The 12,296-nt window shown below is 70.5% G+C and carries 12 protein-coding genes, 1 tRNA gene and 1 riboswitch; of the genes, 7 read left to right on the top strand and 6 right to left on the bottom strand.

Annotation, left to right across the window (positions count from 1 at the left end):
* Positions 1-159: 159 nt before the first annotated feature.
* Positions 160-2,631: a transglycosylase domain-containing protein gene (locus ACFXPK_RS08120; protein ID WP_385072918.1), complete on the top strand. Its 2,472-nt coding sequence runs from the start codon at positions 160-162 to the stop codon at positions 2,629-2,631.
* Between the two features lie 45 nt (positions 2,632-2,676).
* Here the strand turns inward: ACFXPK_RS08120 and ACFXPK_RS08125 are convergent, their stop codons facing one another.
* The 3 genes from ACFXPK_RS08125 to ACFXPK_RS08135 form a co-directional block, all read right to left on the bottom strand.
* Positions 2,677-2,997, bottom strand: a complete 321-nt coding sequence (locus tag ACFXPK_RS08125; protein ID WP_385072921.1) for a DMT family transporter — start codon at positions 2,995-2,997, stop codon at positions 2,677-2,679.
* A gap of 34 nt (positions 2,998-3,031) precedes the next feature.
* Positions 3,032-3,097, bottom strand: a riboswitch (guanidine-III (ykkC-III) riboswitch).
* Positions 3,098-3,103: 6 nt separating this feature from the next.
* Entirely contained in the window at positions 3,104-3,406 is a 303-nt protein-coding gene (locus ACFXPK_RS08130; protein WP_329827408.1) for a co-chaperone GroES, read from the bottom strand.
* 151 nt (positions 3,407-3,557) lie between these two features.
* Positions 3,558-3,905 carry a DUF3618 domain-containing protein gene (locus ACFXPK_RS08135; RefSeq protein WP_385072924.1) on the bottom strand — a complete coding sequence of 116 codons (348 nt, stop codon included), beginning with the start codon at positions 3,903-3,905 and terminating at the stop codon, positions 3,558-3,560.
* A 128-nt stretch (positions 3,906-4,033) separates the two neighbouring features.
* On the opposite strand from ACFXPK_RS08135, the gene bcp reads away from it, so the two are divergent.
* The 4 genes from bcp (at position 4,034) to ACFXPK_RS08155 (ending at position 7,450) form a co-directional block, all read left to right on the top strand.
* On the top strand, positions 4,034-4,501 hold the full coding sequence (bcp, locus tag ACFXPK_RS08140; protein WP_384993434.1) for a thioredoxin-dependent thiol peroxidase: 468 nt from the start codon (positions 4,034-4,036) through the stop codon (positions 4,499-4,501).
* 193 nt (positions 4,502-4,694) lie between these two features.
* On the top strand, positions 4,695-6,191 hold the full coding sequence (gene proP, locus ACFXPK_RS08145) for a glycine betaine/L-proline transporter ProP (RefSeq protein ID WP_384993437.1): 1,497 nt from the start codon (positions 4,695-4,697) through the stop codon (positions 6,189-6,191).
* A 119-nt stretch (positions 6,192-6,310) separates the two neighbouring features.
* A complete protein-coding gene (locus ACFXPK_RS08150; RefSeq protein WP_385072928.1) occupies positions 6,311-7,351 on the top strand; it encodes an HNH endonuclease in 1,041 nt (346 codons plus the stop codon).
* 15 nt (positions 7,352-7,366) lie between these two features.
* Positions 7,367-7,450, top strand: a tRNA-Leu gene (locus ACFXPK_RS08155).
* A 48-nt stretch (positions 7,451-7,498) separates the two neighbouring features.
* Here ACFXPK_RS08155 and rdgB read toward each other — a convergent pair.
* From rdgB to ACFXPK_RS08170, 3 genes are all read right to left on the bottom strand, one after another.
* Positions 7,499-8,101, bottom strand: a complete 603-nt coding sequence (gene rdgB / locus ACFXPK_RS08160; protein ID WP_385072931.1) for an RdgB/HAM1 family non-canonical purine NTP pyrophosphatase — start codon at positions 8,099-8,101, stop codon at positions 7,499-7,501.
* Positions 8,102-8,164: 63 nt separating this feature from the next.
* On the bottom strand, positions 8,165-8,896 hold the full coding sequence (gene rph / locus ACFXPK_RS08165) for a ribonuclease PH (protein WP_384993444.1): 732 nt from the start codon (positions 8,894-8,896) through the stop codon (positions 8,165-8,167).
* 92 nt (positions 8,897-8,988) lie between these two features.
* Positions 8,989-9,249 (bottom strand): glucose PTS transporter subunit EIIB, encoded by a 261-nt coding sequence (locus ACFXPK_RS08170; protein ID WP_384993493.1) that lies wholly within the window; start codon positions 9,247-9,249, stop codon positions 8,989-8,991.
* A gap of 140 nt (positions 9,250-9,389) precedes the next feature.
* Here ACFXPK_RS08170 and ACFXPK_RS08175 point away from each other — a divergent pair, with 140 nt between their 5' ends.
* The gene (locus ACFXPK_RS08175; protein WP_385072936.1) at positions 9,390-10,679 is read left to right on the top strand and encodes a PTS transporter subunit EIIC; all 1,290 of its coding nucleotides are present in this window, start codon (positions 9,390-9,392) and stop codon (positions 10,677-10,679) included.
* 255 nt (positions 10,680-10,934) lie between these two features.
* The gene (locus ACFXPK_RS08180; RefSeq protein ID WP_384993450.1) at positions 10,935-12,221 is read left to right on the top strand and encodes a PTS transporter subunit EIIC; all 1,287 of its coding nucleotides are present in this window, start codon (positions 10,935-10,937) and stop codon (positions 12,219-12,221) included.
* Positions 12,222-12,296: the final 75 nt, after the last annotated feature.

The following is a 12,296-nucleotide window of genomic DNA, read 5'->3' on the forward strand; positions in this document are numbered from 1 at the left end:
GCGCCGCGCCCGCCGCGCCCGCCGCCGCGCCTGTAGCCGTTCTGGCCGTGTTTCATAGGGCTGCGCAGCGTTTCTTATGCCTGCGATACCAATGGCCTGATACGACACCGTTAATGCCGGAGAGTCATCCTTCGGCCACGGCCGAGGAGTCCCACGCGCATGAACGACGAGCCACAGCCGCCGCCGGAGCCGCAGCGGGAGCCCCAGCCCCAGCCGCAGCCGGCCGAGGAGAAGCAGGCCGAGCGGCCCCGGCGCCGCCGTACCGGCGCGCGCAGGCTCCTCCCGACCTGGCGCATGACGCTCGGCGGGCTCCTGTTCTGCGCGCTCGCGCTCATCGGCGGCTTCGCCCTCGGCTACAAGCTCGTCGGCATCCCCGCCGCCAACGCGGCGGCCACCGCCCAGTCGAACGTGTATCTGTACGCGGACGGCACACAGATCGCCCGCGACGGCGACATCAACCGCGAGAACATCCGCCTCGCCCAGGTGCCCAGGACCGTGCAGCGGACCGTGCTCGCCGCCGAGGACCGCGGCTTCTACAGCGAACCCGCCGTCGACCCGCAGGGCATGATCCGCGCCGCCTGGAACACCGCCACCGGCAAGGGCACCCAGGGCGGCTCCACCATCACCCAGCAGTACGTCAAGAACTACTACCTCGGCCAGGAACAGACGATCACCCGCAAGGCCAAGGAGTTCTTCATCGCGATCAAGCTCAACCGCGAGCAGACGAAGGAGCAGATCCTCCAGGGCTATCTGAACACCAGCTTCTTCGGCCGGAACGCGTACGGCATCCAGGCCGCCGCACAGGCGTACTACGGCAAGGACGTCGAGGACCTCACCACCGCCGAGGGCGCCTATCTGGCCTCGCTCCTCAACGCGCCCAGCGAGTTCGACGTCGCCCTCCACCCGGAGAACAGGCCCGCCGCCGTCGCCCGCTGGAACTACGTCCTCGACGGCATGGTCAAGGAGAGGTGGCTCGCCCCCCGCGCCCGCGCCGCGCTGAAGTTCCCCACGCCCCGCCCCCTCAGGTCGACGGCCACCGGCCTCTCGGGACAGCGCGGCTACCTCGTCCAGGCGGTGGGCGACTATCTGACCGGCCATCGGATCATCGGCGCCGACACCCTGGCCACCGGCGGCTACCGGATCACCACCACCCTGGAGCGCAAGAAGCAGAACGCGCTGGTCAAGGCCGTCGACCACCAGGTCATCTCCCAGCTCGACAGCTCCCGCGACGCCGACCGCAACGTCCGCGTCGGCGGCGCCTCCATCGCCCCCGCGACCGGCCATGTCGTCGCCATGTACGGCGGCGTCGACTACACCGAGCAGTACGTCAACAACGCGACCCGCCGCGACTACCAGGTCGGCTCCACCTTCAAACCGTTCGTCTTCGCCGCCGCCGTCCAGCACGGCTCCCGCACCCAGGACGGCCGCCGCATCACCCCCAACACCGTCTACGACGGCGACACAGAACGCATGGTCGAAGGCCCCGAGGGGGCCACCGGCTACGCCCCGGCCAACGAGGACGACACCGACTACGGCCCCATCACCGTCAGGACCGCCACCGACAAGTCCGTCAACGCCGTCTACGCCCAACTCGCCCAGGACGTCGGCCCCGCCACCGTCAGGAGCACCGCCGTCGCGCTCGGCATCCCCGACGACACCCCCGACCTCACCGCCTCCCCCTCCATCGCCCTCGGCCCGGCCACCGCGAGCGTCCTCGACCTGACGCAGGCGTACGCGACCCTCGCCCACCACGGGGAACGCACCCCGTACACCCTGGTCACCAAGATCACCAAGAACGGCGCCGCCCTCGCCCTGCCCCCGCGCCCCACCACCCGGGCCGTCAGCCGCGAGGCCGCCGACACCACCACCGCCATGCTCCGCGGAGTCGTGGGCGGCGGCACCGGCACCGCCGCCCAGACGGCGGGCCGCCCGGCGGCCGGCAAGACCGGTACGGCGGAGGAGGACCGGGCCGCCTGGTTCGCCGGCTACACCCCGGACCTGGCCACGGTCGTCGCCGTCCTGGGCGCCGACCCCGACACGGCCCGGCAGAAGCCGCTGTACGGGGCGCTCGGCCAGGCCAGGATCAACGGCGGGGGCGCGCCCGCCCAGATCTGGGGCGAGTACACCGCGAGCGCGCTGCGGTCCACGCCCGTCCAGGGCTTCGACCTCCAGGTGGAGCCCGGCTCGTCCGAGACGGCGCCCCCGGACCAGCCGGGCTCCCGGGAACCCGGCACCGGGGACAGCGCCTCACCGCGGCCCAGCGGCCGGGGCCAGGTCCAGGGACAGACGCAGGGCCAGACGCAGGGACAGACCGAGGGGCAGTCACAGGGCCGAACGGGTGGCGCCACCACCGGCTCCACCGGCGGCGGCCGGAGCCGGCCCCCGGGCCAGGACCGGCCGACGGGCGGCGCGGACGGAGCCGGCGGCGGTACGGCGGCCACCGGCGGCGCGGCCACGACCGGCGGCGGCACCGTGGGCGAGGGACCGCCCGCGGGCGGCGCCATGGACCTCACGGGCGGGGACGGCAGCGGCGGCACCGGCGCCCCGGACGGCGGGAACACCACCGGAGCCCCGGCGGGCCAGGGCCCACCGCCCACCCCGCACCAGGACCCCGGCAACCCGGGTGGATGAGGCCGGTCAGGCGCATCCGGCAGCCGGGGTCCGGCCGTTCCGGCGTCAGTGCCCGGAGGTGGCCTTCAGCCCCACCACGGCCACTATCAGCAGCACCACGAAGAAGATCCGGGCGGCGGACGCCGGCTCCCCCAGCACCACCATGCCGAGCACCGCCGCACCGGCCGCGCCGATACCGACCCACACGCCGTACGCCGTACCGATCGGCAGCGTCTTGGCCGCCTGCGCCAGCAGCACCATGCTGACCACGATCCCGGCACCCGTGAACACGCTCGGCCACAGCCGCGTGAACCCCTCGGTGTATTTCATCCCGATCGACCAGGCGACCTCGACCAGACCCGCGACGACCAACAGAACCCACGCCATGACGACACCTCCGGCACAGAAAGCACGGACAACAGGTGCGTCGTCTTTCGATTAACCCGGTACGGCGCGTCTCGTCGGGTTCCCCCAACGTAGCAAATCCCGGCGCCTACAGATAAAGCCCGGTGGAGTCCTGGGACCCTTCGAACCGGTCGGCGGCGACCGCGTGCAGATCGCGCTCCCGCATCAGGACGTACGCCACCCCGCGCACCTCGACCTCGGCACGGTCCTCGGGGTCGTACAGCACCCGGTCCCCCGGGGTCACCGTACGGACGTTCTGTCCCACGGCGACCACCTCGGCCCAGGCCAGCCGCCGGCCGACCTCCGCCGTCGCCGGGATGAGGATGCCGCCGGACGAGCGCCGCTCGCCCTCCGGGATGTCGGTCCTGACCAGCACGCGGTCGTGCAGCATCCGGATGGGCAGTTTGTCGTGTTGGCTGGGGGAGTTCTCGCTCACGTCCCAGAACCTACCTGCCCGCGGCGCTCCCGTACGCCGGAGGGGTGATACGGCGCTGACACGGGCCCGCGCCGGGAACCACCGGGGTTCCCGGCCACGGGAACGCTCACTTCCGGCGCCGCTTCACCGTCCCGGACGTCCGGGACGGCCGGCCCGCCATCACGAGCAGCCCCACGACGCCCACCGCGAGCAGCGCCACCGGCACCACCCGCTCCAGCCGGGGCCCGCCGTCCTCCCCGACGAACGAGGCGCGGACACCCGCGACCGTCCTGTTCACGGCGACGAACGCCCGTCCTGCCGTCTGGTCCACCGTGGAAGCCACCTTGGCCTTCGCGTCGCCGACGATCGTCCGCGGGTGCACCCGCACCCCGATCTCGTCCAGCGTCTCGGCGAGCTGCCCGCGCCTGCGGACGATGTCCGCCTCGATCTGCGCCGGGGTCCTGGAATCCGACACCGCGCTGCCTCCGTCGTCGTGTCCGGTCGTCCTTGGACGACAGTCTGTCAGCTCCGCCCCCGCCTCACCCGACGGCACCCCCGATTACTCTCGGGCCCGTACCACCCGCCCGACCTCGGAGGAGAACCATGAGCGAGCGACTGACCCCCGGCGACACCGCCCCCGCCTTCACCCTGCCCGACGCGGACGGCAAGGACGTCTCGCTCGCCGGCCACCGGGGCCGCAAGGTCATCGTCTACTTCTACCCCGCCGCGCTCACCCCCGGCTGCACCAAGCAGGCGTGCGACTTCACGGACAACCTCGACCTGCTCGCCGGGGCCGGATACGACGTCATCGGCGTCTCACCGGACAAGCCGGAGAAGCTGGCGAAGTTCCGCGAGCAGGAGAACCTGAAGGTCACGCTGGTCGGCGACCCGTCCAAGGAGGTCCTGGAGCAGTACGGCGCCTTCGGCGAGAAGAAGATGTACGGCAAGACCGTGACCGGCGTGATCCGCTCCACGATCGTCGTCGACGAGGAGGGCAAGGTCGAACACGCCTTCTACAACGTGCGGGCGACGGGCCACGTGGCGAAGATCATCAAGGACCTCGGCATCTGAAGGACGCCGGGGGTCCGACCGGACCTCGGCGCCCCATCGGACCCCGGCTCCGCGTCCCGGCTCCGGGTCGCGTGCGGAACATGCGAGAACGCTGTGACCGAAGTCCCACTTCCGTGGGACTTCGGTTTGCATTCGGCACCACCGTGCAGAAGGTTCCCCTGGACTGTTTCACTCCGAGGAAGGGACCCGCGCCATGGCCGGCCAGGAGCACGAAGAGGTGGCCGACCCCGCAGCGGTCAAACGCCACCCCGCCCTTTTCCGCACGATCCAACGGCGGAAAAACCCGAAACTGCGCCGGTCCGACATCACCGTCACCGACGAACAGGCGGTCAAGCGGGCCGTGAAAGCCGCCTCCCTGGGCAACGCCATGGAGTGGTTCGACTTCGGTATCTACAGCTATCTCGCCGTCACCATCGGCCATGTCTTCTTCCCGTCCGGGAACCCCACGATCGAGCTGCTCTCCTCCTTCGCGACCTTCGCCGTCGCCTTCCTCGTACGGCCGCTCGGGGGAATGTTCTTCGGCCCTCTGGGTGACCGGCTCGGCCGCAAGAAGATCCTGGCGCTGACCATGATGCTGATGGCCGTCGGCACCTTCGCCATCGGCCTGATCCCCTCGTACGACACGATCGGCCTCTGGGCCCCCGCGCTGCTGATCCTCTTCCGGCTGGTCCAGGGCTTCTCCACGGGCGGCGAGTACGGCGGCGCGTCCACCTTCATCGCCGAGTACGCGCCCGACAAGCGCCGCGGCTACTTCGGCAGCTTCCTCGAATTCGGCACCCTCGCCGGGTACGTCGGCGCCGCCGGGCTGGTCACCGCGCTCACCGCGACCCTCGGCTCCGACACCATGCAGGCATGGGGCTGGCGCGTACCGTTCCTGGTCGGCGGCCCGCTCGGACTCGTCGGTCTCTATCTGCGGCTGCGCCTGGACGAGACGCCCGCCTTCCAGAAGCTGGAGGCGGAGAGCGCCCGTGCCTCGGAGGCGGCGGACACGGTCGAGGCCACGACGAAGGACGACCTCGCCAAGATCTTCCGCCAGTACTGGCCCTCGCTGATCCTGTGCATCGCGCTGGTGGGCGCGTACAACATCACGGACTACATGCTGCTGTCGTACATGCCGACCTACCTCTCGGACCAGCTCGGCTACAGCGAGACGCACGGCCTGCTGATCCTGCTCGGCGTGATGGCCGCGCTGATGGCGATCATCAGCCAGATCGGCAAACTCAGCGACCGCTACGGCCGCAAACCGCTGCTGATGACCGGCATGCTCGGCTTCTTCTTCCTCTCCCTGCCGGCCTTCCTGCTGATCAAACAGGGCAGCATCCCCGCGATCTCGGCGGGCATGCTGATGCTCGGCCTCTCCCTGGTCTGCCTCCTGGGCACCATGTCGGCCGCGCTCCCCGCCCTCTTCCCCACACACGTCCGCTACGGCTCGCTCTCGGTCGGCTACAACCTCTCCGCCTCCCTCTTCGGCGGCACGACCCCCCTGGTGATCACCGGCCTGATCAGCCTGACGGGCGACGACCTGATGCCGGCGTACTACGCGATGGCGGCGGCGCTGGTCGGCGTGATCGCGGTGGCCTGCATGAAGGAAACGGCCCAGAAGCCCCTGTCGGGCTCGCCCCCCTCGGTGGAGACACCGGAGGAAGCGGTCGAACTGGTCCAGTCCCAGACCCCGGAACCCAAGTTCTGACACCTCCACCACCCCGCCGCCAGGACCTCGGACGGCTACGCCGGACGGCGTAACCGTCCGATATCCGGTTCGTTACCCAGTGCGACGCCGCGAACAGACGGCCGGACCGAGGAGGGGCCGTGCCCGACCCGTACGACCGGGATCATCTGACCGCCGCCGTGGCCGCCGCACGGAGCTGGGCCGATCTGATGCGCCGGCTCGGGCTCAGGGCCAGCGGCGGGCGGCGCCGCGCCCTTCAGCGGAGAGTCGCCGACCTCGCCGTCGACACCGGCCATTTCGTACAGCGCGGCCACTGGCGGAAGTACCCGGACGAGGTCATCGCCGCCGCGGTCGCCACCTCCACGACACTGCGCGAGGTCGCCGTCGAACTGGGCGCGCCACCGGCCACGGGGACGTTGTCGCATCTGTCCCGCCGTATCGAGGCGGCGGGCATCGATGTCGGCCATCTGCCGGGAATGAATCCCACCCGGACCGAACTGCCCTTCAGCACCGCTGAATTGGCGGACGCGGCCGCCCGCGCGGACAGTATCCGCGGCGCCGCCCGATTACTCGGCATGTCCGACGACGGCCGCTCGCGCGCGGCACTGGGGCGCCTGTTCACGGAGCGGGGCGTCGACACCGGCCATTTCCGGTACGCGCGCCTCGCGATTCCGGAGGGGGCGCTGCGCGAGGCGATATCCGGCGCCTCCAGTTTCGCGGAGACCATGCGGACCCTGGGGCTTCCGGTCACTGCCACGAATCATCGGCGTGTACGGCGAAAGGCGGCTCAACTCGGCCTTGATACGCGCCACTTCGTTCGGCGCGCCTGGGGAGCCGGCCAACCGCGCGCCCGGAAGCCCACGGCCGCCTCCACGCTGGTCGTCCTGCCCGAGAACTCCCCGCGCACGAACCGGGCCCGGCTGCACCGGGCCCTCCAGGAGACCGGCGTCCCGTACCGCTGCGCGTCCTGCGGGAACACCGGCGAGTGGCTGGGCCGGCCGATCACCCTTCAGATCGACCACATCAGCGGCGACTGGCTGGACAACCGCGCCGAGAACCTGCGCTATCTCTGCCCGAACTGCCACGCGCTGACGGACACGTGGTGCCGTAACCGCAGGAAGCGAAGGCGGCCCGGCGGAGAGGTCGCCTCCCGCTCACCCGGAGGGGCCTCGGCCCGCTAGCATGACAAGCGGCATGCGGCCGTGTTGTAACTGGCAGCCAAGCTGGGTTTAGGTCCCAGTGGGAGAAATCCCGTGTGGGTTCGAATCCCACCGGCCGCACAGCAGCCGATGGGCCCCGTCCGGGCGGACGGGGCCCATCCGCGCATCTCAGCCCAGCAGCTCCCGTACCACCGGTACCAGCGCCCGGAACGCCTTGCCCCGGTGGCTGATCGCGTTCTTCTCCGCCGCCGTCAGTTCCGCGCAGGTGCGGGTCTCGCCGTCCGGCTGGAGGATCGGGTCGTAGCCGAAGCCGCCCGTGCCGGCCGGGGTGGGGCGGAGCGTGCCCGTCAGGCGGCCTTCCACCACGCGTTCCGTGCCGTCCGGGAGGGCCAGGGCCGCCGCGCAGGCGAAGTGGGCGGTGCGGTGGGGGTCGGCGATGTCGGCGAGTTGGGCCAGGAGGAGGTCCAGGTTGGCGCGGTCCTCGCCGTGGGTGCCCGACCAGCGGGCGGAGAAGATGCCGGGGGCGCCGCCCAGGACGTCGACGCAGAGGCCGGAGTCGTCGGCCACGGCCGGGAGGCCGGTGGCGGTGGCGAGGGCGTGTGCCTTGAGGAGGGCGTTCTCGGCGAAGGTGACGCCGGTCTCCTTGACGTCGGGGATCTCGGGGTACTCCTCCGCCCCGACCAGTTCGTGCGGCAGGCCGGCGTCCGCGAGGATGGCCTTGAGTTCGGTGATTTTCCCGGCGTTGCGGGTGGCGAGGATCAGGCGGGTCATGCCCACCAGTATCCGTACCGTACGGGCGCGGCGGACGGCCGCCCGTACGGTACGGGGGCCGGGTCAGGCCGTGCGGGCCAGCGCGTCGTTCTGGAGGGCCGCGAGGTCGACGCAGCCGGCCGTCGCGAGGTCCAGCAGGGCGTTCAGTTCCTTGCGGTCGAAGGGCTCGGCCTCGGCCGTGCCCTGGACCTCGACGAAGCGGCCGTCGCCGGTGCAGACGACGTTCATGTCGGTCTCGGCGCGGACGTCCTCCTCGTAGCAGAGGTCGAGGAGCGGCAGGCCGTCGACGATGCCGACACTGACGGCGGCGACGGTGCCGGTGAGCGGGCGGCGGCCGGCCTTGACGATCTTCTTGCCCTGGGCCCAGGTGACCGCGTCGGCGAGGGCGACGTACGCGCCGGTGATGGCGGCGGTGCGGGTGCCGCCGTCTGCCTGGAGGACGTCGCAGTCGAGGACGATGGTGTTCTCGCCGAGCGCCTTGTAGTCGATGACGGCGCGCAGGGAGCGGCCGATGAGCCGGCTGATCTCGTGGGTGCGTCCGCCGATCTTGCCGCGTACGGATTCGCGGTCGCCGCGGGTGTTGGTGGCGCGGGGCAGCATGGAGTATTCGGCGGTGACCCAGCCTTCGCCGCTGCCCTTGCGCCAGCGGGGGACGCCCTCGCTGACGGAGGCGGTGCAGAAGACCTTGGTGTCACCGAAGGAGATGAGGACGGAGCCCTCGGCGTGCTTGCTCCAGCCGCGTTCGATGGTGACGGGGCGGAGCTGTTCGGGGGTGCGGCCGTCGATTCGAGACATGGCCGTGAGCCTATCGGGACGTGAGGAGGGGCCTGGTCCGGCGGTGGTGACCGTGGTCGGATTCAGGCCCCGCTCCGCTGTGCCGTGCGGCTCTACATCATGTCTTCGATGTCGGCGGCGATGGGGTCGGCGTCCGTTCCGATGACCACCTGGACCGCGGTGCCCATCTTGACCACGCCATGGGCTCCGGCCGCCTTGAGCGCGACCTCGTCGACGAGGTCGGGGTTGACGACCTCGGTGCGGAGGCGGGTGATGCAGCCCTCGATCTCCTCGATGTTGTCGAGCCCGCCGAGCCCGGCGACGATCTTCTCAGCCTTGGTGGCCATGTCTTTCTCCCTGACGTTCGAACACAGACCGTTTTGTCACCGTAACGCACGGTTGGCTCATCTTCACGGGCGAGCGGTCACGCCGTACCGAATGATGGCGGGGAGAAGCCTAACTCAACTGGTCTACACCAGTCATGGAGGGATGGGAGAGGAATGGGGGAACGCCGATGAGCGCCGACGGCGCCGCCGTGCCGGGGCAGCCGGCGGGGCGGCGGAAGGGCCCGTGGAGCGGCCGGTGGAACGGACTGTTCCAGGGGCTCCAGAAGATCGGCCGGAGTCTCCAGCTCCCGGTGGCCGTGCTGCCCGCCGCGGGCCTGCTGGTCAGTCTGGGCAATCTCTTCTCGGCGTATCTGCACGGGCCGTTCTGGGACCGGACGGCGAAGGTGTTCACGCAGGGCGGTACGGCGATCCTCGACGGGGCGTTCGGGCTGCCGCTGCTCTTCTGCATCGGCGTGGCGATCGGTTTCGCGAAGAAGGCGGACGGGTCGACGGCGCTCGCCGCGGTGGCGGGCTTTCTCGTCTACCACAACGTGCTGGCGGCGTTCCCGGTCGGCGGTTCGGTGACGAAGGCGGCGCCGGAGGGGGTGCCGCAGAATCCGGGGGTGCTCGGGGGCATTCTGATCGGGCTGCTGACGGCGGTGGTGTGGCAGCGGTTCCACCGGACGCGGCTGGTGGACTGGCTGGGGTTCTTCAACGGGCGGCGGCTGGTGCCGATCCTGATGGCCTTCATCTGTGTGGTGCTGGGGGTGGCGTTCGGGCTGCTGTGGCAGCCGGTGGGGGACGCGCTGACGGCGTTCGCGAAGCAGCTCATCGGGCTGGGCGCCTGGGGCGCGGGGATCTTCGGGGTGGCGAACCGGCTGCTGATCCCGATCGGGATGCATCAGTTCCTGAACACGTTCTTCTGGTTCCAGGCGGGTTCGTTCACGAAGCCGGACGGCACGGTCGTCCAGGGCGATCTGACGCGGTTCTTCGCCGGGGACCCGTCGGCGGGGCAGTTCATGTCGGGGTTCTTCCCGATCATGATGTTCGGGCTGCCGGCCGCCGCGCTGGCCATCACGCACTGCGCGCGCCCGGAGCACCGTAAGCGGATCGCGGGGCTGATGCTCTCCGTCGCGCTGACGTCGTTCGTGACGGGGGTGACGGAGCCGCTGGAGTTCTCGTTCATGTTCGCGGCGCCGCTGCTGTACGGGGCGCACGCGCTGCTGACGGGGGCCTCGATGGCGATCACCTGGGCGCTGGGGGTGCACGCGGGGTTCAGCTTCTCGGCCGGGCTGATCGACTACGTGGTGAACTGGCACCTGGACACGAAGCCCTGGCTGATCATTCCGATCGGTCTCTGTTTCGCGGTGGTCTACTACGTGGTCTTCCGGGTGGCGATCACCGTGTTCGACATCCCGACGCCGGGGCGGGAGCCCGAGGAGCTGGAGACGGCGGTCGAGGAGCAGAACACCCGGTAGCGCGGGAGCGGGCCGGACCGGACCGGACCGGTGACGCCCGGCCGTGGCTGCGGTGACTGCCGTGGCTGCGGTTACTGCGGTGACCGCCGTGACTGCCGTGACTGGGGGCAGCCCGAGCGATCCGAGTAACCCAGGTCACATTTTTCGCCGAATTGCGGCGGTTCCTTATCTGTTCCTCACCGTGTACAACTGGTCTAAACCATTGAGTGGTGTAGACCACGCGGCCCCGTGCCGCGTTCCCCCTGGAGGAAGTTGATGTCCACGGCCAGCGCCGCACCCGCGGCGGAGAACAAGCCCGCTGCGGAGAAGCCGAAAAGGGGCAGCGGCCTGATGTCCGTGATGCAGCGTATCGGGCGCAGCCTGATGCTGCCCGTCGCGGTCCTGCCCGCCGGGGCGCTGCTCGTCCGGCTGGGGAACGGCGACATGCTCGGCCGTGACTCGTTCCCCGCGTTCGTCACGAAGATCGCGGGCTTCATGGCCGCGGGCGGCAACGCGATCCTGGACAACATGCCGCTGCTCTTCGCCGTCGGCATCGCGATCGGCTTCGCGAAGAAGGCGGACGGTTCGACCGCGCTCGCCGCCGTCACCGGCTACCTGGTCTTCAAGAACGTGCTGGCCACCTTCACCGACTCGAACCTGCCCAAGGTGGCGCAGGTGGTGGACGGCAAGATCGTGATGACGGACGCACCCGTCGACGCGAAGGTCCTGGGCGGTGTGGTGATGGGCGTCGTGGTGGCCCTGCTGTACCAGAGGTTCTACCGGACGAAGCTGCCGGACTGGGCGGGCTTCTTCGGCGGCCGGCGTCTCGTACCGATCCTCGCCGCGTTCGCCGGCCTCGCCATCGGTATCGTCTTCGGCTACATATGGCCGGTTCTGGGCGCCGGGCTGCACAACCTCGGTGAGTGGCTGGTGGGTTCGGGCGCGGTCGGCGCGGGCATCTTCGGTGTCGCCAACCGTGCGCTGATCCCGGTCGGCATGCACCATCTCCTCAACTCGTTCCCGTGGTTCCAGGCCGGTACGTTCGAGGGCAAGAGCGGCGACATCAACCGCTTCCTGGCGGGCGACCCGACGGCCGGGCAGTTCATGACCGGCTTCTTCCCCATCATGATGTTCGCGCTGCCGGCCGCCTGTCTGGCCATCACGCACTGCGCGCGCCCCGAGCGGCGCAAGGCCGTCGGCGGCATGATGCTCTCGCTCGCGCTGACCGCGTTCGTGACCGGGGTCACGGAGCCGATCGAGTTCACCTTCATGTTCATCGCGCCGGTGCTGTACGCGATCCACGCGGTGCTGACCGGGGTGTCCATGGCGCTGACGTGGGCCCTGGGCATGAAGGACGGCTTCGGCTTCTCGGCGGGCGCGGTCGACTACTTCCTCAACCTGGGGATCGCGACCAACCCGTGGGGGCTGGCGCTGGTCGGGCTCTGTTTCGCGGCCCTCTACTACGCGATCTTCCGCTTCGCGATCATCCGGTTCAACATCCCGACGCCGGGGCGTGAGTCGGACGAGGAGCTGGCCGAACTCCGCAAGGCCGAGGCGAAGTAGCCGGCTCTCTCCCCCTGGGTTGCGGGGGGGCGCGCGGCGTGGGGCTCGGCGGCGCGCCCGCGCGCGGCCCCGGCA

The sequence above is a fragment of the Streptomyces sp. NPDC059142 genome, from assembly GCF_042755665.1.
Taxonomy (GTDB): domain Bacteria; phylum Actinomycetota; class Actinomycetes; order Streptomycetales; family Streptomycetaceae; genus Streptomyces.